23 protein-coding genes are annotated in these 24,067 nt (G+C 71.1%); 6 read left to right on the top strand and 17 right to left on the bottom strand.

Features of this window, described 5'->3' with window-relative positions:
• The first annotated feature begins 5 nt into the window (after nucleotides 1-5).
• Genes ACZ5CR_RS19905 through ACZ5CR_RS19915 form a run of 3 tightly spaced genes read left to right on the top strand, consistent with a single transcriptional unit; the run spans nucleotide 6 to nucleotide 3,179 of the window.
• On the top strand, nucleotides 6-1,277 hold the full coding sequence (locus ACZ5CR_RS19905; RefSeq protein ID WP_468859235.1) for a sensor histidine kinase: 1,272 nt from the start codon (nucleotides 6-8) through the stop codon (nucleotides 1,275-1,277).
• Nucleotides 1,274-1,942: a response regulator gene (locus tag ACZ5CR_RS19910; RefSeq protein WP_453537139.1), complete on the top strand. Its 669-nt coding sequence runs from the start codon at nucleotides 1,274-1,276 to the stop codon at nucleotides 1,940-1,942. The genes ACZ5CR_RS19905 and ACZ5CR_RS19910 overlap by 4 nt, the downstream gene beginning before the upstream one ends.
• Before the next feature lie 19 nt (nucleotides 1,943-1,961).
• On the top strand, nucleotides 1,962-3,179 hold the full coding sequence (locus tag ACZ5CR_RS19915; protein ID WP_468859174.1) for a cytochrome P450: 1,218 nt from the start codon (nucleotides 1,962-1,964) through the stop codon (nucleotides 3,177-3,179).
• A gap of 13 nt (nucleotides 3,180-3,192) precedes the next feature.
• On the opposite strand, the gene ACZ5CR_RS19920 is transcribed toward ACZ5CR_RS19915, so the two are convergent.
• From ACZ5CR_RS19920 to ACZ5CR_RS19990, 15 genes are all read right to left on the bottom strand, one after another.
• Complete coding sequence (locus ACZ5CR_RS19920; protein WP_468859176.1) at nucleotides 3,193-3,870, bottom strand: response regulator; 678 nt, start codon at nucleotides 3,868-3,870, stop codon at nucleotides 3,193-3,195.
• Complete coding sequence (locus ACZ5CR_RS19925) at nucleotides 3,867-5,216, bottom strand: sensor histidine kinase (RefSeq protein WP_468859178.1); 1,350 nt, start codon at nucleotides 5,214-5,216, stop codon at nucleotides 3,867-3,869. The genes ACZ5CR_RS19920 and ACZ5CR_RS19925 overlap by 4 nt, the downstream gene beginning before the upstream one ends.
• 46 nt (nucleotides 5,217-5,262) lie before the next feature.
• Nucleotides 5,263-6,483: an acyltransferase family protein gene (locus ACZ5CR_RS19930; protein WP_468859180.1), complete on the bottom strand. Its 1,221-nt coding sequence runs from the start codon at nucleotides 6,481-6,483 to the stop codon at nucleotides 5,263-5,265.
• Complete coding sequence (locus tag ACZ5CR_RS19935) at nucleotides 6,476-7,447, bottom strand: alpha/beta hydrolase (protein ID WP_468859182.1); 972 nt, start codon at nucleotides 7,445-7,447, stop codon at nucleotides 6,476-6,478. The genes ACZ5CR_RS19930 and ACZ5CR_RS19935 overlap by 8 nt, the downstream gene beginning before the upstream one ends.
• Nucleotides 7,448-7,616: 169 nt before the next feature.
• Entirely contained in the window at nucleotides 7,617-8,495 is an 879-nt protein-coding gene (locus ACZ5CR_RS19940) for an alpha/beta hydrolase family protein (RefSeq protein ID WP_468859183.1), read from the bottom strand.
• Nucleotides 8,496-8,628: 133 nt separating this feature from the next.
• Nucleotides 8,629-9,825 (bottom strand): kynureninase, encoded by a 1,197-nt coding sequence (kynU, locus tag ACZ5CR_RS19945; RefSeq protein ID WP_468859237.1) that lies wholly within the window; start codon nucleotides 9,823-9,825, stop codon nucleotides 8,629-8,631.
• 37 nt (nucleotides 9,826-9,862) lie between these two features.
• Nucleotides 9,863-10,684 carry a tryptophan 2,3-dioxygenase family protein gene (locus ACZ5CR_RS19950; RefSeq protein ID WP_468859184.1) on the bottom strand — a complete coding sequence of 274 codons (822 nt, stop codon included), beginning with the start codon at nucleotides 10,682-10,684 and terminating at the stop codon, nucleotides 9,863-9,865.
• A gap of 180 nt (nucleotides 10,685-10,864) precedes the next feature.
• Complete coding sequence (locus tag ACZ5CR_RS19955) at nucleotides 10,865-11,278, bottom strand: DUF3151 domain-containing protein (protein WP_468859186.1); 414 nt, start codon at nucleotides 11,276-11,278, stop codon at nucleotides 10,865-10,867.
• 90 nt (nucleotides 11,279-11,368) lie between these two features.
• A complete protein-coding gene (fbaA, locus tag ACZ5CR_RS19960; RefSeq protein WP_468859188.1) occupies nucleotides 11,369-12,400 on the bottom strand; it encodes a class II fructose-bisphosphate aldolase in 1,032 nt (343 codons plus the stop codon).
• A 186-nt stretch (nucleotides 12,401-12,586) separates the two neighbouring features.
• Nucleotides 12,587-13,138 (bottom strand): orotate phosphoribosyltransferase, encoded by a 552-nt coding sequence (gene pyrE, locus ACZ5CR_RS19965; protein WP_468859190.1) that lies wholly within the window; start codon nucleotides 13,136-13,138, stop codon nucleotides 12,587-12,589.
• Between the two features lie 10 nt (nucleotides 13,139-13,148).
• Nucleotides 13,149-13,940 carry an aldose epimerase family protein gene (locus ACZ5CR_RS19970; protein WP_468859192.1) on the bottom strand — a complete coding sequence of 264 codons (792 nt, stop codon included), beginning with the start codon at nucleotides 13,938-13,940 and terminating at the stop codon, nucleotides 13,149-13,151.
• A 74-nt stretch (nucleotides 13,941-14,014) separates the two neighbouring features.
• Nucleotides 14,015-14,815, bottom strand: a complete 801-nt coding sequence (locus ACZ5CR_RS19975; RefSeq protein ID WP_468859194.1) for an SRPBCC domain-containing protein — start codon at nucleotides 14,813-14,815, stop codon at nucleotides 14,015-14,017.
• Between the two features lie 46 nt (nucleotides 14,816-14,861).
• Complete coding sequence (locus ACZ5CR_RS19980; protein ID WP_468859196.1) at nucleotides 14,862-16,430, bottom strand: polyamine aminopropyltransferase; 1,569 nt, start codon at nucleotides 16,428-16,430, stop codon at nucleotides 14,862-14,864.
• 122 nt (nucleotides 16,431-16,552) lie between these two features.
• On the bottom strand, nucleotides 16,553-17,071 hold the full coding sequence (locus ACZ5CR_RS19985) for a DUF2617 family protein (protein WP_468859198.1): 519 nt from the start codon (nucleotides 17,069-17,071) through the stop codon (nucleotides 16,553-16,555).
• A gap of 362 nt (nucleotides 17,072-17,433) precedes the next feature.
• Nucleotides 17,434-17,718, bottom strand: coding sequence for a hypothetical protein (locus ACZ5CR_RS19990; RefSeq protein ID WP_468859200.1), 285 nt, complete (start codon nucleotides 17,716-17,718; stop codon nucleotides 17,434-17,436).
• Between the two features lie 190 nt (nucleotides 17,719-17,908).
• On the opposite strand from ACZ5CR_RS19990, the gene ACZ5CR_RS19995 reads away from it, so the two are divergent.
• A complete protein-coding gene (locus ACZ5CR_RS19995; protein ID WP_468859202.1) occupies nucleotides 17,909-18,574 on the top strand; it encodes a hypothetical protein in 666 nt (221 codons plus the stop codon).
• A gap of 37 nt (nucleotides 18,575-18,611) precedes the next feature.
• The gene (locus ACZ5CR_RS20000) at nucleotides 18,612-19,814 is read left to right on the top strand and encodes a pyridoxal phosphate-dependent aminotransferase (RefSeq protein WP_468859204.1); all 1,203 of its coding nucleotides are present in this window, start codon (nucleotides 18,612-18,614) and stop codon (nucleotides 19,812-19,814) included.
• Nucleotides 19,815-19,933: 119 nt separating this feature from the next.
• Here ACZ5CR_RS20000 and ACZ5CR_RS20005 read toward each other — a convergent pair whose 3' ends face one another.
• A complete protein-coding gene (locus tag ACZ5CR_RS20005) occupies nucleotides 19,934-20,473 on the bottom strand; it encodes a YbjN domain-containing protein (protein ID WP_389902302.1) in 540 nt (179 codons plus the stop codon).
• A gap of 103 nt (nucleotides 20,474-20,576) precedes the next feature.
• Nucleotides 20,577-23,210: an ATP-dependent chaperone ClpB gene (gene clpB / locus ACZ5CR_RS20010; RefSeq protein WP_468859206.1), complete on the bottom strand. Its 2,634-nt coding sequence runs from the start codon at nucleotides 23,208-23,210 to the stop codon at nucleotides 20,577-20,579.
• Nucleotides 23,211-23,459: 249 nt separating this feature from the next.
• On the opposite strand from clpB, the gene ACZ5CR_RS20015 reads away from it, so the two are divergent.
• Nucleotides 23,460-23,939, top strand: coding sequence for a pyridoxamine 5'-phosphate oxidase family protein (locus tag ACZ5CR_RS20015; RefSeq protein ID WP_468859207.1), 480 nt, complete (start codon nucleotides 23,460-23,462; stop codon nucleotides 23,937-23,939).
• Nucleotides 23,940-24,067 lie beyond the last annotated feature (128 nt).

Here is a 24,067-nt window from a genome sequence, read left to right on the forward strand (position 1 = left end):
ACCGCATGGCCGTGGGCGCGATCGCAGGGCTCCGCCAGGACCTGATCCGTGACGCCTTCGCCTACCGCCCGATGCCGCCGATGCGTACGGACGGGCCGGTGAGCCGACGGCTTCCGGCCCGCATACGCCCCTTCGCCGCCTGGATCCCGCACGCCGTGGTCGCGATGGCCGCCGTCCTCGCGTACTCGGTCGCCCCCGTCAGCGGCAGCGGGATGGGCGCCGTGTTCACCGGCATCCTGCCCGCCGCCGCCGTCCTCATGACCCTGATGAGGCCGGTCGGCGCCTGGTGGTTCTCGCTGGCGAGCACCCCGTTCATCACCGTGATCGCCCCCAGCTCGGACAGCTGGCCGTGGACCGACAGCTCGTTCATCTCGCACATCACCGTCATGACGGTGGTCGCCGTGCGGACCCGGCCGCGTGCCGCCGCGTGGATGTGGGCCTGCACAGCCGCCTACGGCGTCTTCGTCGAGGTCTTCACGGGTTCGAGCGCGTACGGCAGCGACCTGCCCCAGATGCTCTTCTTCTCCGCGCTCGCCCTCGTCACCGTCGCCCTCCTGCACGTCCGCCGCGAGGCCCAGCGAGAGGTCAGCGTCGAGCGGACGGCCACCGCGATGGAGCGCGGCAAGCGCACGCTCCTTGAGGAGCGGACGACGATCGCGCGCGAGCTGCACGACGTCGTCGCGCACCACATGTCGGTGGTCGCCATCCAGGCGGAGGCCGCGCCCTACCGCGTCGAGAACCCGCCGCCCGAGCTCGAACAGGCGTTCATCACCATCCGTGAGAACGCGGTGGCCGCGCTGACCGAGCTGCGCCGCGTCCTCGGTGTCGTACGCGCGGAGGACTACGAGGCCCCCGACGCCCCGCAGCCCACCCTCGCCGACCTCGACCGGCTCATCGCGAACGTCGGCGAGACCGGCCTGGACGTCGAGAAGGTGATCACCGGCGCGGTCCGCGAACTCCCGCAGGGCGTCGAGCTCTCCGCGTACCGCATCGTCCAGGAGGCGCTCAGCAACACCCTGCGCCACGCACCCGGCGCCACGGCCCGCGTCGAGGTCGGCTACGTCCTGGGCGGCCTGGGCCTGCGCATCGTCAACGGCCCGGCGACCGGCCTGGTCAAGCCGTCGCCAGGAGCGGGCCACGGCCTCACCGGCATGCGTGAGCGTGTCACGATGCTGGACGGCGAGATGACGACCGAGAACACCCAGGACGGCGGCTACGAAGTCACCGTGTTCCTGCCGGTCGCGTCCGCGCCGGAATCCGATGGAGGCCAGAAGTGACGATCCGCGTACTGATCGCCGACGACCAGATGATGGTCCGCGAGGGCTTCTCCGTCCTGCTCAACGCGATGCCGGACATCGAGGTCGTGGGCGAGGCGGTCAACGGCCGCGAGGCGGTCGAGCGCGTCCGCGAACTCAACCCGGACGTCGTCCTGATGGACATCCGCATGCCCGAGCTGAACGGCATCGAGGCCACCCGGGAGATCGTCGCGGCGGACGTCGAGTCGAAGGTCCTCGTCCTGACCACCTTCGACCTCGACGAGTACGTCTACCAAGCGCTGCGCGCGGGCGCGTCCGGCTTCCTCCTGAAGGACGCGTCGGCGCGCCAGCTCGCGGACGGCGTCAAGGTGGTGGCCGCGGGCGAGGCACTGCTCGCGCCCTCCGTGACGCGCCGTCTCATCACCGAGTTCTCCAAACTGGGCGAGACACCGCGTCTGTCGGCGACGGTCCAGGCGCAGCAGTACGGCGAACTCACCGAACGCGAGACGGAGGTGCTGGTGCTCGTGGCCCAGGGCCTGTCCAACTCGGAGATCGCCTCGCGCCTCGTGGTCGCCGAGTCCACGATCAAGACCCACGTGAGCCGCATCCTGGTGAAACTGGGCCTGCGGGACCGCACACAGGCGGCGGTCTTCGCGTACGAGGCGAGGCTGGTCACGCCGGGCTGACCCCGACTACCGTCCCTCCATGGACGCCGCCAACGCCCCCTTCGCCCCCTGGTCGCCGGAGTTCATCGCCGACCCGTACCCGGCCTACGCGCGACTGCGGGCCGCCGGGCGGGTCCACTACTTCGAACCGACCGACCAGTGGCTGATCCCGCACCACGCCGACGTGTCGGCGCTGCTGAGGGACCGGCGGCTCGGGCGGACGTATCTGCACCGCTTCACGCACGAGGAGTTCGGGCGGCAGTCGCCACCGCCCGCGCACGAGCCGTTCCACGTCCTCAACGACAACGGCATGCTCGACCTGGAGGCGCCGACCCACACCCGCATCCGGCGCCTGGTGTCCAAGGCGTTCACTCCGCGCACGGTGGAAGAGCTCAGGCCGTACGTCGAGGGCCTCGCCGACCGGCTCGTACGGGATCTGGTGGCCGACGGGGGCGGTGACCTCGCGGCGCGGGTCGCCGAGCCGCTGCCCGTCGCGGTGATCGCACAGATGCTGGGCATCCCGGAGAGCGACCGGGACCAGCTGCGGCCCTGGTCGGCCGACATCTGCGGGATGTACGAGCTGAAGCCGTCCGAGGAGTCGGCGACGCGAGCGGTCACGGCCTCGCTCGAATTCTCGGCGTACCTGCGCGAACTCATCGCCGTGCGCCGCGAGAAGCCGGGCGACGACCTGATCTCCGGGCTCATCGCCGCCTACGAGGACGGGGAGTCCCTGAGCGAGCAGGAGATGATCTCCACCTGCGTCCTGCTGCTCAACGCGGGGCACGAGGCGACGGTCAACGCCACCGTCAACGGCTGGTACGCGCTCTTCCGTAACCCCGCCCAACTGGCCGCCCTGCGCGCGGACCCCGGGGGACTCGTCCCCACCGCCGTGGAGGAGCTGATGCGGTACGACACCCCGCTGCAGTTCTTCGAGCGGTGGGTCCTGGACGACATCGAGGTGGACGGCACCGTGATCCCGCGCGGCAGCGAGGTGGCGCTCCTCTTCGGCAGCGCGAACCACGACCCGGCGGTGTTCACCGCCCCCACCACCCTGGACCTGACCCGCGCCGAGAACCCGCACATCTCCTTCAGCGCGGGCATCCACTACTGCATCGGCGCACCGCTGGCCCGCGTCGAACTGGCTGCCTCGCTGGGCGCGTTGCTCCGCAGGGCCCCGGAACTGCGACTCGCGTCGGAACCCGACCGCAAGCCGAACTTCGTGATCCGGGGCCTTCAGGAACTGCTGGTGGAAGCCTGAGAATCACTCCACATCAGTACCCCGACGGTCTCACCAACCCCGTCTCGTAGGCGAAGACGGCCGCCTGTGTGCGGTCCCGCAGGCCCAGTTTCACCAGGATGCGGCCCACGTGCGTCTTCACCGTCTGCTCGGCCACCACCAGCCCGGCCGCTATCTCCGCGTTCGACAGACCCTGTGCGATGAGGGCGAGCACCTCCGTCTCGCGCTCGGTCAGCGCGCCCACGCGCGACTTGAGCGGCGTGCGCGGGGCCTCGCCGAGCCGGGCGAACTCGGCGATCAGACGGCGCGTGATGCCGGGCGCGAGCAGCGCGTCACCCGCGGCCACCACCCTTACCGCCTCCGCCAGTTGGTCCGCCGACGCGTCCTTGAGCAGGAAACCCGACGCTCCCGCGCGCAGCGCCTCGTACACGTACTCGTCGAGGTCGAAGGTCGTCAGGACGAGCACGCGGATGTCGGGCAGCGCGGCCGTGATGCGGCGAGTGGCCTCGATACCGCTCAGTTCCGGCATGCGGATGTCCATCAGGACGACGTCGGGGGTGAGCTCCGCGACCCGCGCCACCGCGTCGAGTCCGTCGACCGCCTGGCCGACCACCTCGATGTCCGGCTGGGTGTCGAGCAGGACGGAGAAGCCCTGCCGGACCATCATCTGGTCGTCGGCGATCAGTACGCGGATGGCCCGGTCGGTGGTCATGTGCTGCTCGCTCCATGGGTCGGGAGGAAGGCCGATATCTCGTAGCCGCCGTCGGGTGTCGCTCCCGCGGCGAGGTCCCCGCCCAGCATGGCCGTCCGCTCACGCATCCCCAGCAGGCCGTGCCCCGCGCCCGGTGACGGCGGGGCCTGGGCGTGCGACGCGGAGTTGGCGATCCGGACGCGCAGCCCCGGGCGGCTGTGCGCGAGGTCGATCCGTACCGCCGAACCCGGCGCGTGCCGGATCGCGTTGCTCAGTGCCTCCTGCACGATCCGGTACGCCGAGAGGTCCACGCCCGGCGGCAACGGCCGCCGCTCCCCGGAGGTCTCACAGGTGACGGTGAGCCCGGCGGCGCGGGCGTTCTCCAGGAGGCCTTCGACGCGGTCGAGGGTGGGCAGCGGAGACTGCGGCGCCGCCTCCGCTCCGTCCGGGTGCTCCGCGCGCAGGACGCCGAGCACGCGGCGCAGTTCCGTCAGCGCTTCGAGGGCGTTCTGGCGGATGCCCGCCAGGTTCTCCTTCAGCGCGTCGGGCGGGTCCTCGACCAGGAGCGGGGCCACCTGTGCCTGGATGGAGATCACGGACATGTGGTGGGCGACCACGTCGTGCAGCTCACGCGCGATGCGGCCACGCTCCTCCAGGAGGGTGCGCCTCGCCCGCTCCTCGGCGGTCTGTGTCTCCTGCTCGACCAGCTGCGTACGGGCCTCGCGCCGGCCGCGCAGGGCGATGCCGATCAGCGTGACCATGCCGAAGGTGATCGCGGCGAGCGGCAGCGTATTGTCGTACGAGGCGGGCTCGCGCCACTCCCGAAGGAGCGGCGGCAGCCCTGAGCCGAGGACGAACGCCGCCACCGCGCCCCGGGTCGGGACGCGCAGCGCGAGCAGCAAGGTGATCACGGCGTGCGCGAGGAGTGCGGGGGGACCCCAGGGCCAGGGCTCGTGCGGCACATCGGGGAGTTGCCCCGTCGCGCACAGCGCGGCCACGACGGCCGCGGCGAGGGAGATCCACCACGCGAGAGCGGGGCGCCACAACGCGAGGACCACGCCGACGCCCTGGACGACCGCCACCGACAGGCCGAGCACGTAGCCGAGTTGATACCGCTGGACCAACTGATCGAGATTGCCGACGACCATACCGACGGCGATCCACACCACCACGACGTGCGGCATCCAGCGCAGCGCGCGCGGCGTGCTCAGCGGGGGCAGCGGCATGGGTGCGAGCGTGCACAACTCCTCGCGGAACGACCGCAGGACGGACAGCACGACGGAGCCGAAGCCCTCACGGCCCACCCCGTCCGCGCTCACCACGCCCTTCGCACCCGCCACACCCTTGGCACCCTTGGCAATCGCCACACCCTTCGCACGCTCCCCACGCTCCCCATCCCGCACAAGATCAACTCTAGGCATCCCGCACCACCTTCGCCCCCACGGTCCCGTCCCCCGCCCCACCGGGCCGGTGCACCCGCGCCACCCGCGATCCTCCACGGCTCCGCCCCCGGCCCTCTTGCTCGTACGTCCGGAAGGCCGCCCAGCACACCCCGAGCCCCAGCGCGAACACCGGAAGCCAGGCGAGGCGGGCCAGGACCCAGCCGAGCCCGTCCGGCACGGTGTGCAGTCCCGGCAGCGGGACGCCCGCGAGCAGGCCGAGCGCCGTGACCGCCATCAGCGCGGTCTGGTGCCAGAGGAAGACCGTCATCGCGAAGAGGTTCACCACCGCCACCGCGGCCCAGGCGGCGGGCCGCCGCATCCAGCGGCCGAGCGGCTCCCTGAGCAGTATCGCGAGCCCGCACTGCGCGAGGCCGAAGGTGACGGCGGCGAGGGTCGGAGGGTTCAGGTTCGAGATCGCGGCGCCGGGCACGCCGACCATCGACGCCGGGTATCCGGCACAGCAGATCAGCCCGGCGGTGGCCACCGCGCCACCCGTGAGCAGCACCCACCCCGAACGCCGGGTCAGCTCCCCGCGCGTCCAGGCGGCACCCAGCGTGTACGGCACGAGCCAGCCTGCCGCCACATTGATCCAGCCGAGCCAGGAGGGCCCGCCGAGTCCGAAACGAATGAGGTCCACATGCAACACGACGGCAAGCGGCCACAGCGGGTTGACCCGGGTGACGAGCGGGGTGACGGCGGTCAGTGCCGCGAAGACCAGGAGGAACCAGAGGGGTGAGAGCGCGAGCTTGACGAGCGTGTGGACGGTCTCCGGCCCTGCCCCGCCCACGAGCATGACGGCCGCCGCCACCGTCCAGAGCACGAGCACGGCCGCCACCGGCCCGAAGAGCCGTCCGAGCCGGGCGGCGAGCCACTGCCGGTAGCTGATCCCCCGCGCCCGCGCCGACGCGTGACTCCTGGCGGCCACATGCCCGCCCACCAGGAAGAACACGGCGAGCGTCTGGAGAAGCCAGGAGATGGGCGCGAGCCACGGCAGATGCTGCAAGGGGCTGGCCGCGTGCAGCGCGGCGCTGTCCGGGACGAGCGCGGTGACCAGCCAGTGTCCGAGTACGACGCCCAGGATGGCGAGGGCGCGCAAGGCGTCGACCGCGCGGTCGCGGTCGGGCGGCGTCGCGTCGTCGATACGGCGGATGCCGGTGGACAGCGGCCTGACGAACCTGACGAGTTCACGCATGGGAGGGCTCCGGGTTCTTCGGGTTCTGGCCGCGCACGATCCGCGCGAGGCTGTCCAGCGGTACCGACCCCGGCTTCAGGTAGTCGCTGTGGCCCCCGCCGCCCGCCGCGAAGACGCGCGCGCCGAAGCCGTGTGAGACCGGGTCCGTGCCGAAGCCGACGGTCGTACCGAAGACGTCGGCGCTGGTGTGCGGCACGTCGGCGATCCAGTCGTCGGCGCCGCGGCCCGCCCAGATCCGGGCGTGTGTACGGGACTTGAGGTCGGCCGCCCGGTCGGCCCCCGTGCCGGGGCTGCCGTAGAGCGCGATGTCGGCGACGTCCAGGCCGCCGGGCCCCTGGGTGGCGGCGCGGCCGCATACGACCGAGCCGTACGAGTGGCAGAGCAGCGAGAGGCGGGCGCCCGGATTGACGGTGTGCAGCGCGCCGACGAAGGCCCTGAGCGCGGGCGCCGCTTCCTCCGCGCGCCCGGTCGTCAGAGCGGCGGGGCTGACCGTGCCCGGCGTCTCGTATCCGAGCCAGGCCACGACCGCCGCGTGCGCGCCCAGTTCGTCGTGCAGGGCGACGGCCCCCGCGCGAAACCGCCCGTACGTGTCGATGCCGGTGTCCGAGCCCGGCACCAGGACGGCGACCCGGTCGGCGGTCTTCAGGTCACCGAGCACCTCGGCGGTCCTGCCCGCACCCCGGCCGTCGAAGGCGAGGAAGTGGCGGTCCGGCGCGGCCATGGCGCGGAGTCGGCCTGCCCGCCCCCGGTCGCCGTACCGCGCGGCCATCCCCGCGGCCCGCGCGGCGTTCGCGCGGTTCGCGTCGTACGCCGCGTCGAGCGTGCCCGCCGTGAGGGGCGCGAGCTCCGCCGGAGCGGGGGCCGGGACCTGCGGGCGGACGGCGCCCGACACCGGCACGGCGACGGCGCCCGCGACCAGCGCGGCAAGCAGAGTGCGGCGAAGCCGCCCGGCCCGGAGCGTCATGGGGTCCTTCCCTTCCAGTTCGTGTCTCTGGAAAGGAAGTTATGGATCAGGACCCGTAGTCGGCATCACACCGTGGAACTCACTTGCCGCGTAGCTCTCAGGTACTACGGGTAGCCCAGGGGCCACACCCTGCGGGCATTCCCCGGGCGAACCCCGGGCATCCCCCGGTCTAGTACGCCAGCTGCGCGATCTCCTCCGCCACCACCGCGCAGGCGTCCGCCGCCGGGTCGATCAGCGGGAAGTGGCCGACGTCCTCAAGCAGCGTGACCCCGACGACCTCGCCCGCCTTCGCCGCCGCGTCGGCATACGCCTCGGCCACCGCCTGCGGCACGACGATGTCGGTACGTCCCTGGACGACGGTCGTGGCGATGCCGGTCGGCAGCAGGGCCGCCGGGTCGGCGTGCGCGAGACGTTCGTCGAACTTATCGGCCCCGCCCAAAAGTTGAAGGGGGGCGTCCGAGCAGATGCCGAGCTCCCGCGCGACCTGGAAGTCGGCGATGGGCGCGAGGGCGACGACACCCCGGAAGGGGACGGGCCGGTCGGTGCGCCAGGGCGAGCCGGTGGGCAGTACGTGGCGGGCGGCGGCCCAGAGGGCGAGATGGCCGCCCGCGGAGTGGCCGGTGACTACGGTGCGGCGGATGTCGGCCGACGGCAGGAGGTCGGCCGCGAGCGCGGGGAGCGCGTCGAAGGCGGCGGCGACGTCGTCGAAGGTCTCGGGCCAGCGCCCCGCGGCGGGGCCGCCACCCTGGGCGGGGATCGAACTCCCCCGGCGGTACTCGACATTGGCCACGGCGAAGCCCCGCCTGGCCAGGAAGTCCGCGAAGGGCGTGAGGTGCCGCCGGTCGTACGGGGCTCGCCAGGCGCCGCCGTGCAGGACGACGACGAGGGGGGCGGGGCCCACCGTGGCGATCCGGGGCTCGTAGAAGTCGATCACCTGGTCGGGGTGTTCGCCGTACGCGGCGGTGGCGTCGGGCGTCACCGCGGGGTGCGAGAAGGCGGCGTCGGCCTCGGCGGTATCGCGGGCCACGGCGTCGGCGTCGTCCGGCATGCGACAACCTCTCTGCGGGTGCGTGGGGTACAGGTCGGGTACAGGTCTCTTGATCTTCCCCTACCCCGCTCCTTCCCGATACCGGCGCCGGGCGGCCCGGATTTCGGCCCGCCCGGCGAACGGCGACACGCCGCTACCCCGCAGCTTCCCCCAACGTCCGCGCGAGCACCCCCGCGGCCCGCTCGGCATCGGCGAACCCGACGTACAACGGCGTGAATCCGAACCGCAGCACATCAGGCGCCCTGAAGTCCCCGACCACGCCCTGCTCCACGAGCCGGCGCATGACCTCACCCGCGTCGTCGCACCGCAGGGCTACCTGGCTGCCGCGCTGACCGTGCCCGGCCGGGGTGAGCACCTCGACCCGGCCCTCGGGGACGTAGGCGGCCACGCACTCGATGAAGAAGTCCGTCAGAGCGAGGGACTTGGCCCGTACGGCCTCGATGGACACCCCGTCCCAGACGTCGAGCGCCGCGTCGAGGGCCAGCATCGAGAGGATGTCGGGCGTACCGACCCGCCCCCGTACGGCACCCTCCGCCGCCTCGAACTCCGGCCGCATCCCGAAGGGCTCGGCGTGCGAGTTCCAGCCGGGCAGCGGGGAGTCGAAGCGGGCCTGCAGGTCCGCCCGAACGTAGATGTAGGCAGGTGAACCAGGCCCCCCGTTCAGGTACTTGTAGGTGCACCCGACCGCGAGGTCCACGCCGTGCGCGTCGAGCCCGACGGGCAGCGCTCCGGCGGTGTGGCACAGGTCCCAGACCACGAGCGCGCCCACGTCGTGCACGGCCGCCGTCAGGCCGGGCAGGTCGTGCAGGCGCCCGGTGCGGTAGTCGGCGTGGTTGAGCAGGACGACCGCCGTACGCGGGCCGAGGACACCGGCCACGTCGTCCGGCGCGACCGGCCGCAGACGGCACCCCGTCAGCCGCGCGGCCGACTGGGCGATGTACCCGTCCGTGGGGAACGTCGTCGCGTCAACGACGATCTCGTCGCGCCCCTCGTCCGAGTCACGGACCATGCGTACGGCCGCGACAAGCGCCTTGAAGATGTTCACGCTCGTCGAGTCGCCGACCACTATCTGGCCTGCTGCGGCGCCGACGAGGGGAGCTATGCGGTCGCCGACGCGCTCGGGCGCGGTCCACCAGCCGCTTTCGTCCCAGGAGCGGATGCGGAGCTTTCCCCACTGCCGTGAGATGACGTCCGCGACGCGCTCCTGGACGTTCGCCGGCAGCGCGCCGAGCGAATTCCCGTCCAGGTAGACGGTGTCGTCGAGGATGAACTCGTCCCTCTTTCCCCGGAGTTCGTCATCGGCGTCCTTCTTCGCCGCTTGCATCTGCATCTGCGTCTGCTTCTGCTTCTGCTTCTGGAAATCCGCGTCAGACATGGCTCCTCGCCGTCCACAGCTCGGGGAAGACGTTCTTCGTCGCGCGCTTCTCCAGCCAGGCCACACCGGCCGAGCCGCCCGTGCCCGTCTTGGAGCCCATCGCGCGCCGCGTCGCCACCAGATGGTCGTTGCGCCAGCGCCACACCAGCTCGCCGACATCCGTCAACGTCTCGCCCAGCCGGGCGAGTTCGTCGCTCTCGTCGCCGGAGTAGAGGTCGGTCCAGACCTTCTCGACCTCGGGCGACGGCTCGTACTTCTGCGTCAGGTCGCGCTGGAGCACGGCGGTCGGGACCGCGTGGCCGCGGCGGGCGAGCAGGGCGAGGACCTCGTCGTACAGGCTCGGCTCCTGGAGCGCCTTCTCCAGCTCGGCGTGGACGCGCGGCGCGCCCCGGTGCGGCACCAGCATGGACGCGGATTTGTCGCCGAGCAGGAACTCCATGCGGCGGTACATCGCGGACTGGAATCCGGATCCCTCGCCGAGCGCGGAACGGTAGGAGTTGAACTGCGCGGGGGTCAGCTGGGCGAGCGGGCGCCACGAGGCGTTCAGCGCCTCCAGCTCGCGGAGGCTTCGCTTGAGGGCGGCCACGGCGGCGGGGACGTCATCGCTGCGCAGGGCGCGCGACGCGGTCTCCCACTCGTGCACGATGACCGTGAACCACAGCTCCATCACCTGGGTGGTGACCAGGAAGACCATCTCTCCGGGATCGTCCGAGCGCAGGTGCTGGAGGTGGGTGAGGACGTCCGCCTGGACGTAGTCCTCGTAAGGGGTGGTTCCTGCGAAGTCGAGGTTCGGGGTGTCCGCCTCTTGGGACATCGCGATCTCCTTGATACGTACTCCGGGTAGCGGTCCGCCCCTGCCGTTACCGACACGGGGGCCCCGGTCCCCACCGGCATCCTCCGCAACATCCCACAAAACAGCAAGACCTGCCTGGTCACAGCGGCGTCCAGGCAGGTCAAGCACGTTTTTGGGGGCTAGCTCAGGGTGTCCGCCGTGCTAGCCGAGCGTGTCCGCCGCCGCCTCGGAGGAGTCCCGCAGGAAGCCCGCGCAGCGCTCGTACTCCTCCTGCTCGCCGATCGCCTGCGCGGCGCGCGCGAGCCCGTGCAGGGCGCGCAGGAAGCCGCGGTTCGGCTCGTGCTCCCACGGCACCGGGCCGTGGCCCTTCCAGCCGGCGCGGCGCAGCGAGTCGAGGCCGCGGTGGTATCCGGTACGGGCGTACGCGTACGACTCGACGACGCTGCCCCGCTCGAACGCCTCGTCGGCGAGCTGCGCCCAGGCGAGCGAGGAGGTCGGGTACTTCGCGGCGACGTCGGCGGGCGCCGCGCCGTTCGCGAGGAGCTCGCGCGGCTCCGGGTCGTCGGGCAGGTGGGTCGGGGGCGGTCCCCCGAGCAGATCCTTGTGAATGGCCATGGGTTCCAGTCTGCGCCATGGCGCGACGCGAAGGGCCCGGTACCCCGTCCTGGAACGGAATACCGGGCCCGACAGCGAAACTGGCGGTGCCTACTTCAGCTTCGTGCCCGTGGAGCGCAGGTTCGCGCACGCCTCGGTGACGCGCTTGGCCATGCCCGCCTCGGCGGCCTTGCCCCAGGTGCGGGGGTCGTACGTCTTCTTCGAGCCGACCTCGCCGTCGACCTTCAGGACGCCGTCGTAGTTCTTGAACATGTGGTCCGCGACGGGACGCGTGAAGGCGTACTGCGTGTCCGTGTCGAGGTTCATCTTCACGACGCCGTTCTCCAGGGCGGTCGCGATCTCCTGCGCGGTGGAGCCGGAGCCGCCGTGGAAGACGAAGTCGAAGGGCTGTGCGCCCGCGGCCTTGCCGTGCTTGGCGGCGACGCCCTCCTGGAGGTCCTTGAGGAGCTCGGGGCGCAGGACGACGTTGCCCGGCTTGTAGACGCCGTGGACGTTGCCGAAGGACGCGGCGAGGAGGTAGCGGCCCTTCTCGCCGAGGCCGAGGGCCTCCGCCGTACGCAGCGCGTCGTCGACGGTCGTGTAGAGCTCGTCGTTGATCTCGTGCGTGACGCCGTCCTCCTCACCACCGGTCGGCGTGATCTCCACCTCAAGGATGATCTTCGCGGCGGCGGCCTTCGCGAGCAGCTCCTGGCCGATGGCCAGGTTGTCGGCGAGGGTCTCGGCGGAGCCGTCCCACATGTGCGACTGGAAGAGCGGGTTGCGACCGGCCTTGACGCGCTCGGCGGAGACGTCGATCAGCGGACGGACGTACGTGTCCAGCTTGTCCTTGGGGCAGTGGTCGGTGTGGAGCGCGACGGTGATGTCGTACTTCGCGGCGACGATGTGCGCGAACTCGGCGAGGGCCACAGCACCCGTCACCATGTCCTTGTTGTGCTGGCCGCCCAGGAACTCCGCACCACCGGTGGAGATCTGGATGATGCCGTCGCTCTCGGCCTCCGCGAAGCCGCGCAGTGCGGCGTGCAGCGTCTGCGAGGAGGTCACGTTGATGGCCGGGTAGGCGAACTTGCCTGCCTTCGCCCGGTCGAGCATCTCGGCGTAGACCTCGGGAGTTGCGATGGGCATGTGTCCGCTCCTTGTGATGTGCGGGTGTGTGCTTGGCCCTGACCTAAGGGGGCGACGTCATCGTCGCCCCCATCCTTCCAGACTTGCCGGGCGGCGCAGGCCGCCCTGCGCCTACCGGATCCGGTCCGGCCCTGGCCCAGGCCGAGTCCAGCCCCAGTCCCGTCCTAGTCCAGGCCCAGTCCCGTCCTAGTCCAGGCCGAGGTCGTCCTTGGAGTACGCGAAGAGGTACGGCACCCCGGCACCCTCGGTGATCTTCTCGCCCGCGCCGGTGGCGCGGTCCACGATGGTCGCGACGCCGACCACCTCGCCGCCGGCCTCGCGCACGGCCTCGACGGCGGTGAGCGGGGAACCACCGGTGGTGGAGGTGTCCTCGACGACGAGAACGCGGCGCCCCTTGATGTCCGGGCCCTCGACGCGGCGCTGCATGCCGTGCGCCTTGGCGGCCTTGCGCACGACGAACGCGTCGAGCCGCTTGCCGCGCGCCGCGGAGGCGTGCAGCATCGCGCCCGCGACGGGGTCGGCGCCCATGGTGAGTCCGCCCACGGCGTCGAAGTCGAGGTCTGCGGTGAGGTCGAGCAGCACCTGGCCGACCAGCGGGGCGGCCTCGCCGTCGAGGGTGACGCGGCGCAGGTCGATGTAGTAATCGGCCTCGAGACCCGAGGAGAGGGTCACCTTGCCGTGCACCACGGCCTTGTCCTTGATTTGCTGCAGCAGCGCGCCACGTACGTCGTCAGTCATGCCTGTCAGCTTAAAGCCGCGTCCAGGTCCAGGTCGTCGACGTCTCCAGGGGGTCGATCGGGGTGACCAGGCGGGGCAGGGTGTTGAGGCCGTCGGGCGGCCCTGTCTGCGGCTCGACGCACACGGCGGCTTCCTGCTCGTCGTACACGACGACCCACTGCTCGCGGCTCTTCACCGTGAGTTCCAGCTGCTCGGGCCAGGTCAGGGTGACGTCGACGCCGTCGGGCATCCCGAAGCAGTCGTCCCAGGGGCCGGGGGTGGGGGCGACGCGGTTGCCCGTGGGGAGGTGGTCGTCGCCGCGCTCCTCCTGCCAGGAGGCGCTGAAGTCGACGCGTACGTCCTCCTGGCCGAGGTTCCGGTTGAACCACGGGTGCCAGCCCGCCTGGGCGGGAAAGGAGTCGCCGTACGTCTCGATGCCGAGGGTGAGGGTGAGGGAGTCCTCGGTGAGGGCGAAGAGCTGGGTGACGCGGCCTTCGTAGGGCCAGGGGTCGGTGAGGTCGTATGTGAACGCGGCCTCGCTCCTGCCGGTGCGGGCGGTGCGCCATGCCGCGTCCCTGGCGAAGCCGTGGATGGCGTGGGGCGGGGAGTTGAGGGGCATCTGGTGGACCGTGCCGCCGTTGCGGAACTTGCCTTCGCGGATGCGGCCGACCCAGGGGGCCATGGGGAAGCAGCCGTAGCGTTCGCCCTGCCGCAGCAGCTCGATGCCGCCGACCTTAAGGCTCCCTACTCGGCAGCCGTTACCCGGCTGCAGCTCGACTTCCGCGTCGCCCGCGCTCAGTGTCACGCTTTCTTCGCTACTCACAGGGTCGACCTTACGTTCAGGGCGACCGCCGCTCCTCAAATGCCGGAGGGGTCGGGGTCCGGGTCGGGGGAGATTCAGCGCCTACGACGCAGCGCCCGCCCCGCGACAATCGCCGAGGCAAGGACCACCGCGGCAGCGGGCGCGGCCCACCGCAACGTGTCCCGCGTCGACATCGAGTCCGCCGCGGGTGCCGGGGCGTACCGTCCCCGGGGCGGCGCGTGGTCGACCTCCTCCGCACTGCGCCCGATCATCGTCCGCCGAGCGTGCGCGGCCTCCGCGGGCGGCACCAGAATGTCCTCGACGTCGACGTCGACATCGTCGTCGGGGTCCCCGTCGAACGACGAGGCGGGCACCTCCGTCTCGAAGACGGAAGCCGCCTCCACGGGTTCGATGACCACGGGCTCCGGCTCAGGCGCCGCGGACCCGGGCTCGGCCTCCGGCTCGGCCCCTCGCCCAAGACCCTCCGCGAACCGCTCGATGAGCCTGCGCGCGGCCCCCTCCACAGCCTGTGGGGAACTTTCGGCGACGCGCCCCTCCCCCGCACCCGTCCCGGCGAAGACCACCCGCGTCCCGGAACCGTCCTCGGCGGGATCGAGCCGCACCGTGAGCGAGAGCTTCACCGTGCCGCCGCCCCGCACCTCGACGCCCTCGCCTTCGATCGCGAAGGAACCGTCACCGCGCGCGGCGACCCGCGCCGCACCCCGGTACGTGATCGTGTGGCCGCCGATCCGCACCTTGAGACGGCCGGAAAGCGGCTGCGCGGACTCGTCCGCGTCGCGCTGAAGTCCGGGCACCGCCCCAGCGACCTGCGCGGGGTCACTCAGCACCTGCTGAAGACGGTCGGCGGGAACCGGAACGAACACCTCATGCTCCATGGCAGTCGAGCCTACCCACGCCGTCCAGACCATGTACGTCGGTTCGTCAGTTCGCGTACCGCGGGTGCACCAGGGTGGAGGAGGTCAGCCCACGCATCCGCGTCCGTTCGGCGGACGCCACGCCCACCCGCAGCAGCGCCGCCGTCCGGGGCGGTTCGAGGGCCGTACGGGAGCCGGCCGCGAGGACGAACCCCCAGTCGCGCGGCGCGGCCGCACCGTCCGCCGTCCGGCCGGGGCCCGCCGTGACCCCGGGAAGCCTGCCGCCCACGCGGTACGGCTCGGTCCGCAGTCCCGCCGCCCGCAGCGTCGCCTCCACCGTCCAGTAGACGCGGGGCTCGGCGGCGACCGGACCCGCGTACACGGCGAGGCGACCGCCCGGGGCGAGGACCCGCCGCGCGAGGCCGTAGAACTCCTGGGAGTAGAACTTGGTGCTCGCGGTGATGCCGGGGTCCGGCATGTCGGAGATCACCACGTCGTACGTACGAGGGGGCGAGCGCAGCCAGCGGAACGCGTCGGCGTTCACCACCCGCACCCGGGGGTCGCGGTACACGTGCTCGTTCAGCTCGCTCAGCGCCGGATCGCAGCGCGCCAACCGCACGACCCCGGGATCGATTTCGACGACGTCCACCCGCCGCACCCCGGAATGCCGCAGCACCTCACGCGCGGCGAGGCCGTCGCCACCGCCGAGGATCAGCACGCGCGCGTGCCCGCCGTTCATCGCGGGGCCGACGAGCGCCCGGTGGTAGCGGTGCTCGTCGCGGCCGCTGACCCGCAGACGCCCGTCGAGGTAGAGGTCGAGCGAATCGCTTCTGCCGCCGGTGAGGACGACTTCCTGGACGTCGGTCTGCACGGCGACCCGGACGTCCTTGCCGTAGACCGCACGCCGCGCCGCCGCCTCGAAGTCGCCGACGAGCACGGCGGCTGCGGCGAGCACGCCGAGGACGGTGACGTTGGCGACGAGCAGCGCCCAGCGGCCGCGCACACTCAAGTCCCGCCCGAAGAGGCCGAACACGAGTGCGCCGCCCGCGAGTACGTTGACCGCGCCGGTGATCAGCGCCCCGGAGAGCTGGCCGAGCAGGGGGAGCAGCAGGAAGGGAAAGGCGAGGCCGCCCACCAGCGCGCCCACGTAGTCGGCGGCGAACAGGTCCGCCACGGCGCCGCTGGGGTCCTGCCGTCTGATCCGCTGTATGAGCACCATGAGCAGCGGCACTTCGGCGCCGATGAGCAGGCCGATGGCGAGCGAGAACGCGACGAGCAGATACCGCGAGCCGCTCGCCCAGACCTCGCCCCGGTCGCCGGTCCAGGCGAACGCCGCGTACAAGGCCATGGCGCTCAGGCCGCCGACCAGCGCGAGCGCCGCCTCGACCAGGCCGAACCCGGCAGCGGCACGGCATCGCAGACGCTTGGCGAGCAGCGACCCGATGCCCATGGCGAAGACCATCACCGAGAGGACGACCGACGCCTGGGTGACCGAGTCACCGATCAAGTACGAGGCGAGGGCGACCAGTTCGAGTTCGTACACCAGACCGCAGGCCGCGCAGATGAAGACGCCCGCCAGGACGAGTATCCGCCCCGTCCGGGGCGTCACGGGCAACTGCGTTGACGGCTCGATCACCTTGGGAACGCTACGTCACCACACCCTCACGTCCGGTCACCCACAAGGGTGTATCTCGACGTCAGAGGTGTAGAACCATCGAGAGCCCGTCGAGAGCTGATCGCGTGCCGGTCGCGAGCCGGTCAGAGCATCGCGGGCATGCGCACCCCCACGCGGGTGCGCGTCGCCACGAGTTGCCCGTCCTGCGGATAGGCGTGCCAGGTGCGCCACTGCACGGCGCCTTCGTGCCACTGGGCGAGGAGCGCGGTGAACGCGTGCGGACTGCCGGGGAAGACCCCGGCGAGTCCGTGCGGATGCTCGGACACCAGGGCGAGCAGCTCCTGTGCGCGGCCCGCGAACTGGCCGCGCGAGAGGGTCTCGACGCGCGCCGCGAATTCGTACTCCCACTCGCCGAGGCGCTTGGAGACGCCGAGCGGAAGGGGCGTACTGCTGCCGGGGATACAGGCGACGGTCTCGGAGCAGGTGCCGCGCTCCTCTTCGAGGAGCACCTGGTGCGATGCCCCCAGGAGACGCAGCTCCAACTTGGCGTGGCCGAGTTCCAGTTCGAGTGCGGCGAGCGCGGGCAGCGGCTCACGCCCCAGGGTCCAGGCGAGGTCCGAGGCGCACGTGTCGGTATAGACAGTCTTCAGGGTCGTGAGCATGGGTCGGCTCCGCTAACACGCAATGGAGGTGGATCCGGCGCACCCGGTCAGGGACCGGGAGGTCGGAATGCCGGCTCGTGCCCACGAAGACGTCCCGGTTGTCCAAGTAGTCCGTTTCGAGGGCGGCGCTGACGGTTAAGAGGGAATCATGGACTGCTGCACTGCCACATCGTTTTTACCCAACTTCGGAGGGTTTCCACCCCCTCGGGGGCTGCACAGTTCAACTGTTCAATGACTCAACGACGAAGTGCCCGGCAGGAGTTGCGTCCCGCCGGGCACTCCTGCCGGGCACTTCAGCCGGGTTCTTCAGCCGAGTTCTTCAGCCTGGCACTTCAACCGATGGACGGACCAGCTGCCCCGTGTCAGCTGCCTCCGCCACCACCACAACCGCCGCCACCGCCGCCACCGCACGAGGAACCGCCGCCGCACGAGGAACCGCCGCCGCAGGACGACCCGCCGCCACAGGAGCTGCCACCGTGGTGGCCACCGCTGTCGCCGCCACCGGCCCACCAACTGCCGCCGCTCGAACCCGCCGCACCGGCCGCCCCGGAGCCGGACCGACCGCCCCTTCCCCTGCCCGAGTACGACACGAGTCCGACGATCAGAACCACCGCGACCAACACGAAGACCAAGACCATGACCTTCACGCCCCTTTCCGTTCCCCCGAAGCAGGCCCCCCGTGGGTCCGCGTTCTCTTCTGTGTTCTTGTTGTTCTTGTTGTTCTTGCGTGGAAGGGGGATGCCCCCGGCCACGCGGCCTCAAAGCAGAGTTGAGGAAGTTCAGAGGGTTCGCTCGGGGCGAACCGGGGGGACCCGCAAGTGTAAGGAGCGAGAAGTCATGGCACGTACAGAGTCCGGCAAGAAGGTCATGGGCTGGGCCACCGCGGCCGCACTGCTGACGATGGCGCCGCTGATGGCGGCGTGCTCGGGCGGCACATCGGACGACTCCGGCGACTCCGGCGCCTCGTCGGACAAGAGCTCCGGCGCACAGGCGGGCGACAGCTCCGACGCGCAGGCGGGTGGCCGGTCCACCGTGCCCTCCGTGGTCAGCGCCTGGGTCGGCGCGGTCATCGAGAAGGACGGGAAGCAGGCGTGCCTGCTCTCCGCGGAGCCGGGCAGCGGAGGTTCCGCCCCGAAGGCGGCCACTGCGCAGACGTGCGACGCGGCGATGACGAAGAAGATGGCCCCCGGCCTGAAGTCCATGAGCAAGGCGTTCGCGCCTCAGAAGGCCTCCGCCAAGCCGACGGTGAAGGTCGACGCGCCCACCCCCAAGGGCGACAAGGCAACCGTCCCGACGGCCCAGATCAACGTCGACGGAAAGCCCCTGCGGGACACCATCCTGTCCGGCTCGCACGGCGTCGACCCGAAGTCCTTCACCGCCAAGGTGCAGACCCTCAAGATCGACGGCAAGTGGTACGTCGGTGACTTCGACATCGACGCCGGTAGCGGTAACGGCAGCGGCAGCAGCAGCAGCAATAAGACGCTTCAGCCTCAACAGCCGTAGCCGCGTGAGTTGAGGATGTCCGGAGGTTCGGCGCAGGATGGCGCTCATGACCTCCACACCCGGGCGCCCGTTGCTCAACCGCCGCCTCGCCGAGTTCGGCACGACGATTTTCGCCGAGATGTCGGCGTTGGCGGTGAAGACCGGCGCCATCAACCTCGGCCAGGGCTTCCCCGACACGGACGGTCCCGAGGAGATCCGCGAGGCCGCCGTGCGGGCCCTGCGCGACGGCCGCGGCAACCAGTACCCGCCGGGCCCCGGCATCCCCGAGCTCCGCACGGCGATCGCCGCGCACCAGCAGCACCGGTACGGCCTCGCGTACGACCCCGACCGCGAGGTCCTGGTCACGGCGGGCGCGACCGAGGCGATCGCGGCGTCCCTGCTCGCCCTGGTCGAGCCCGGCGACGAGGTCATCGCCCTGGAGCCGTACTACGACTCGTACGCGGCGTCGATCGCCCTCGCCGGCGGCAAGCGCGTCCCCGTGACGCTGCGCCCGGACGCCGCCGCCGGCCGCTTCCGCCTGGACCTGGACGAGCTGCGCGACGCGGTCACGCCCCACACCCGGCTGCTGCTCCTCAACACCCCGCACAACCCGACCGGCACCGTCCTGACCCGCGCGGAGCTGACCGAGATCGCGAAGCTCGCGGTCGAGCGCGATCTGCTCGTGGTCACGGACGAGGTGTACGAGCACCTGGTCTTCGACGACGGCGAGGGGACCGCGCACATCCCCCTCGCCTCGTTCCCCGGCATGCGCGAGCGCACGGTGACGATCGGATCCGCGGGCAAGACGTTCTCGTACACCGGCTGGAAGGTCGGCTGGATCACGTCCACGCCGGAGCTCGTGACGGCGGTCCGCTCGGCGAAGCAGTTCCTCACGTACGTGTCGTCGGGCCCGTTCCAGTACGCGATCGCCGAGGCCCTGGCCCTGCCGGACTCCTACTTCACGTCCTTCCGCGAGAGCATGCGGGCCAAGCGGGACCTCCTGAGCGAGGGCCTGACGGCGGCGGGCTTCGACGTCTACCGCCCGGCGGGCACGTACTTCGTCACGACCGACATCAGCGCTCTGGGAGAGTCCGACGGCTTCGCCTTCTGCCGGGCGCTGCCCGAGCGCGTCGGCGTGGTCGCCGTACCGAACGCGGTCTTCTACGACCACCGGGAGGCCGGGGCGCCGTTCGTGCGCTTCGCGTTCTGCAAGAAGGACGAGGTGCTCGCGGAAGCCGTCTCCCGCCTGAAGTCGCTGTAGCGGCCGCGGGCGAACGACACGAGAGCCCGGCCGGGAAGCGACCACCTGATGGTGGGCGCCCCGGCCGGGCTCTCGTGATGAACGCGATGAACGCGACGAACGCGGTCCAGGTGCGTGGCCTAGGCCTCGTCGTCGGGCTTCTCTTCACCCTCGGTGGCGTCGACCTCGGCCTCGAGGCCGAGCTGCTCGACGAGCCACTTGTCGAACTCGATCGCGGCCCGTACCCAGCTGACCGTCGACGACACGAAGTGCTCGAGGGAGACACCCGTGCCGATCAGCATCTGCGCCTCGCCGATGAGGCGGACGGTGCCGTCGTCGTGGGTGTGCGTGTAGACCTTCGGCCACAGGGTGCGGCGGTTCCAGTCGTCGATCGCTTCGAGAAGCTGGGACTTCTCTTCGATCCCGTGGGCGCGGTCGTAGAACGTCCGCACCGAGAAGACCTGCTGGTCCCCCTCGCCACGGAACATGAAGTACGTGCGGAACTCCTCCCACGGCGCCGCGAGGTCACCCTCTTCGTCGACGACGTGCTTGAGCTCCATCTGGTCCAGGAGCTGCTTGACCAGGTCCTGGTCGGGGACAACGGGGCCCGCCGGTCCATCGCCCTGCTGCGGTTCGGGCTGTCCCCCGAAATTCGGAATCGAGGACGGGTCGATGCTCACGTGCTTAGTCCCTTCGTACGGATTCCGCCATCCTGCCCCATGTCGGGCGGGGGCCCGCAACCCCCGCCCCTGATGTGACCGGGTTATGCCGTCCTGGAGCGGCTCACAGGGTCTTTCCCGCTGAATTTCCCGCTGCGTTTCCCGCTGTGTCTCCGGTGGCCGGGCCGACGATCAGGCCGTCCCCGAAGGTGTCCACACGCACCGTGTCCCCGTCCTTCACCTCGCCCGAGAGGATCTCCTTGGCGAGCATGTCGCCGATGGACGTCTGGATGAGGCGCCGCAGGGGCCGTGCGCCGTACGCCGGGTCGTTGCCCTCGTCCGCCAGCCAGGTCAGCGCGTCGGGGGAGACCTCCAGGGTGAGCCGCCGCTCGGCGAGCCTCTTCGCGAGGCGGTCGATCTGCAGCTCGGCGATGTGCGCGAGCTCGTCCTTGCTGAGCGCGGAGAAGACGACGAGGTCGTCGAGCCGGTTCAGGAACTCCGGCTTGAAAGAGGCCCGCACGATGTCCAGGACCTGCTGCTTCTTCTCCTCCGGTGACGTCGTCGGCTCGACGAGGTACTGGCTGCCGAGGTTGGACGTCAGGACGAGGATGGTGTTGCGGAAGTCCACCGTCCGCCCCTGCCCGTCGGTGAGGCGTCCGTCGTCGAGGACCTGGAGCAGTACGTCGAAGACCTCCGGGTGCGCCTTCTCGACCTCGTCGAGGAGCACGACGCTGTACGGGCGCCTGCGTACGGCCTCGGTGAGCTGGCCGCCCTCTTCGTAGCCGACGTAGCCGGGCGGGGCGCCGACCAGCCTGGCCACGCTGTGCTTCTCGCCGTACTCGCTCATGTCGATGCGGACCATGGCGCGCTCGTCGTCGAAGAGGAAGTCCGCGAGGGCCTTCGCCAGCTCGGTCTTGCCGACGCCGGTCGGCCCGAGGAAGAGGAACGACCCGGTGGGGCGGTCGGGGTCGGCGATCCCTGCGCGCGTGCGGCGCACGGCGTCCGACACCGCCCGCACGGCCTCGGTCTGCCCGATGAGCCGCTTGCCGAGCTCGTCCTCCATGCGGAGCAGCTTCTGCGTCTCGCCCTCCAGGAGGCGCCCGGCGGGGATGCCGGTCCAGGCTCCGACCACATCGGCGATGTCGTCGGGACCGACCTCCTCCTTGACCATGGTGTCCTTCGAGACCTCTTCCTCCGCCTCGGAAGCGACCTCCAGGTCGTGTTCGAGCGTGGGGATCTCGCCGTAGAGCAGCTTGCTCGCGGTGTCGAAGTCGCCGTCGCGCTGGGCACGTTCGGCCTGTCCGCGCAGCTCGTCCAGCTTCTCCTTCAGCTCACCGACGCGGTTGAGGGACTGCTTCTCCTTCTCCCAGCGGGCGTTGAGCCCGCGCAGCTCCTCCTCCTTGTCGGCGAGGTCGCGCCGCAGCCTTTCGAGGCGCTCCTTGCTCGCGGGGTCGGTCTCCTTGCTGAGGGCGAGCTCCTCCATCTTCAGGCGGTCGACGGAGCGCTGGAGCTCGTCGATCTCCAGGGGAGACGAGTCGATCTCCATCCGCAGCCGCGACGCGGCCTCGTCCACGAGGTCGATGGCCTTGTCGGGCAGGAAGCGCGATGTGATGTACCGGTCGGAGAGCGCGGCGGCCGCGACAAGCGCGCTGTCCGCGATCTGGACCTTGTGATGGGCTTCGTACCGCCCCTTGAGCCCGCGGAGGATGGCGATCGAGTCCTCGACGCTCGGCTCGTCGACGAGCACCTGCTGGAAGCGGCGCTCCAGGGCGGGGTCCTTCTCGATCCGCTCCCGGTACTCGTCGAGGGTGGTCGCACCGACCATCCGCAGCTCGCCGCGGGCGAGCATGGGCTTGAGCATGTTGCCGGCGTCCATGGCGGAGTCGCCGCCTGCCCCGGCCCCGACGACGGTGTGCAGCTCATCGATGAAAGTGATGATCTGCCCGTCGCTGTCCTTGATCTCGGAGAGGACGGTCTTGAGCCGCTCCTCGAACTCGCCGCGGTACTTCGCGCCGGCGACCATGGCGCCGAGGTCGAGAGAGACGAGCCGCTTGTTCTTCAGCGACTCGGGCACGTCCCCCTTCACGATGCGCTGCGCGAGCCCTTCGACGACGGCGGTCTTGCCGACGCCGGGTTCGCCGATGAGGACCGGGTTGTTCTTCGTGCGCCGGGACAGGACCTGCACCACGCGCCGGATCTCCTGATCACGGCCGATGACGGGGTCGAGCTTTCCCTCCCTGGCGGCAGCGGTGAAGTCGGTGCCGAACTTCTCCAGGGCCTTGTACTGACCCTCCGGGTCCGGTGTGGTCACCCGACGTCCTCCCCTTGCCTTCTCGAACGCGTCGAGCAGCTTCTTGGCGGTGGCCCCGTGCTGGCTCAGGACCTCACCGGCGGAGCCGCCCTTGGCGGCGACGCCGATCAGCAGATGCTCGGTGGAGAGGTAATCATCGCCCAGCTCCTTCGCCCGCTGCGAGGCGTCGGCGATGACCGCGAGCAGTTCGCGGTTGGGCTGCGGCGGCGCGACGGTCGACCCGGTGACGCTGGGCAGGGCACTCAGCGCCCGCTCGGCGTCGGCGCGGACGGCGGCCTGGTCGGCGCCGACCGCGGCGAGCAGGTCGGTGATGTTCTCGTTGTCCTGCCCCTCGAGCAGCGCGAGCAGCAGATGCGCGGGGGTCAGATCGGGATGCCCTCCCTCCACGGCCCGGTTGCTGGCCGCGTTGATCGCGTCCCGGCTCCTGTTGGTCAGCTCGGCGTCCACGTGAGTCGTCTCCTCCTTGAGATTCCGTATGTCCCGGTGGCTCGATGTCCTGGTGGCTCGATGTTCCGTGGCTCGGATGGCCCGGTCGCCCGGTAGCTCGGGTGGCCTGGCCCACCTGACTTAAACAGCGTACATAAAGTTGAGTCTATTCCACTCAAGGAAGGGAGGGGGTGTGGGAGGGGTGTGGGAGCGGGTGTGGGAGGGGGGCGGAATCGTCGCGACGGGCGGGCGGGCGGTTAGGTTCCCTGCATGGCCATGGACCCGCAGCACCCGACCCCCGCGTACCTCAGTTTCTGGCGCGAACGCCACCTGTGCACGCTGACGACGCCCCGCCCCGACGGCACCCCGCACGTCGTGCCGGTCTGCGTGACCTACGACCCGGAGGCGGGAGTGGCCCGCGTCCTGGCGAGCAGAACGAGTGCGAAGGTCAAGAACATCCTCGCGGCGACGGACGCGGCGACGGGTGCGGAGACGGGTGCGGAGACGGACGTACAGGACCCGGGGGCGCGGGTGGCGGTCTGCCAGGTCGACGGGCGGCGCTGGGCGACGCTGGAGGGCCGTGCGCGCGTACGTACGGAGGCGGCAGAGGTCGCGGAGGGCGAGCGGCGCTACGAGGAGCGGTACGGGAAGCCGCCGAGGGTGAATCCGCACCGGGTGGTGATCGAGATCAGGCTGACGCGGGCGATGGGGACGCGGGCGCTGCGCACGCAGGCACCGGACGAGGCGTAGCCCCCCCAGGGCCTCTCCGGGCCCGGCACACACCACAGCGGGGGGGGGGGGGGGGGGGGGGGGGGGGGGGGGGGGGGGGGGGGGGGGGGAGGGGGAGGGGGGGAGGGGGGGGGGGGGGGGGGGGGGTG

It is taken from the genome of Streptomyces sp. NPDC031274 (assembly GCF_055570235.1).

What these genes read in the sequence shown, in the direction of transcription:
- ACZ5CR_RS19905 (WP_468859235.1), top strand. Translation starts at nt 6, where the DNA reads ATGGCCGTGGGCGCGATCGCAGGGCTCCGCCAGGACCTGATCCGTGAC.
- ACZ5CR_RS19915 (WP_468859174.1), top strand. Translation starts at nt 1,962, where the DNA reads ATGGACGCCGCCAACGCCCCCTTCGCCCCCTGGTCGCCGGAGTTCATC.
- ACZ5CR_RS19920 (WP_468859176.1), bottom strand. Translation starts at nt 3,870, where the DNA reads ATGACCACCGACCGGGCCATCCGCGTACTGATCGCCGACGACCAGATG.
- ACZ5CR_RS19930 (WP_468859180.1), bottom strand. Translation starts at nt 6,483, where the DNA reads ATGCGTGAACTCGTCAGGTTCGTCAGGCCGCTGTCCACCGGCATCCGC.
- ACZ5CR_RS19935 (WP_468859182.1), bottom strand. Translation starts at nt 7,447, where the DNA reads ATGACGCTCCGGGCCGGGCGGCTTCGCCGCACTCTGCTTGCCGCGCTG.
- ACZ5CR_RS19940 (WP_468859183.1), bottom strand. Translation starts at nt 8,495, where the DNA reads ATGCCGGACGACGCCGACGCCGTGGCCCGCGATACCGCCGAGGCCGAC.
- kynU (WP_468859237.1), bottom strand. Translation starts at nt 9,825, where the DNA reads ATGCAGATGCAAGCGGCGAAGAAGGACGCCGATGACGAACTCCGGGGA.
- ACZ5CR_RS19950 (WP_468859184.1), bottom strand. Translation starts at nt 10,684, where the DNA reads ATGTCCCAAGAGGCGGACACCCCGAACCTCGACTTCGCAGGAACCACC.
- ACZ5CR_RS19955 (WP_468859186.1), bottom strand. Translation starts at nt 11,278, where the DNA reads ATGGCCATTCACAAGGATCTGCTCGGGGGACCGCCCCCGACCCACCTG.
- fbaA (WP_468859188.1), bottom strand. Translation starts at nt 12,400, where the DNA reads ATGCCCATCGCAACTCCCGAGGTCTACGCCGAGATGCTCGACCGGGCG.
- pyrE (WP_468859190.1), bottom strand. Translation starts at nt 13,138, where the DNA reads ATGACTGACGACGTACGTGGCGCGCTGCTGCAGCAAATCAAGGACAAG.
- ACZ5CR_RS19975 (WP_468859194.1), bottom strand. Translation starts at nt 14,815, where the DNA reads ATGGAGCATGAGGTGTTCGTTCCGGTTCCCGCCGACCGTCTTCAGCAG.
- ACZ5CR_RS19985 (WP_468859198.1), bottom strand. Translation starts at nt 17,071, where the DNA reads ATGCTCACGACCCTGAAGACTGTCTATACCGACACGTGCGCCTCGGAC.
- ACZ5CR_RS19995 (WP_468859202.1), top strand. Translation starts at nt 17,909, where the DNA reads ATGGCACGTACAGAGTCCGGCAAGAAGGTCATGGGCTGGGCCACCGCG.
- ACZ5CR_RS20000 (WP_468859204.1), top strand. Translation starts at nt 18,612, where the DNA reads ATGGCGCTCATGACCTCCACACCCGGGCGCCCGTTGCTCAACCGCCGC.
- ACZ5CR_RS20015 (WP_468859207.1), top strand. Translation starts at nt 23,460, where the DNA reads ATGGCCATGGACCCGCAGCACCCGACCCCCGCGTACCTCAGTTTCTGG.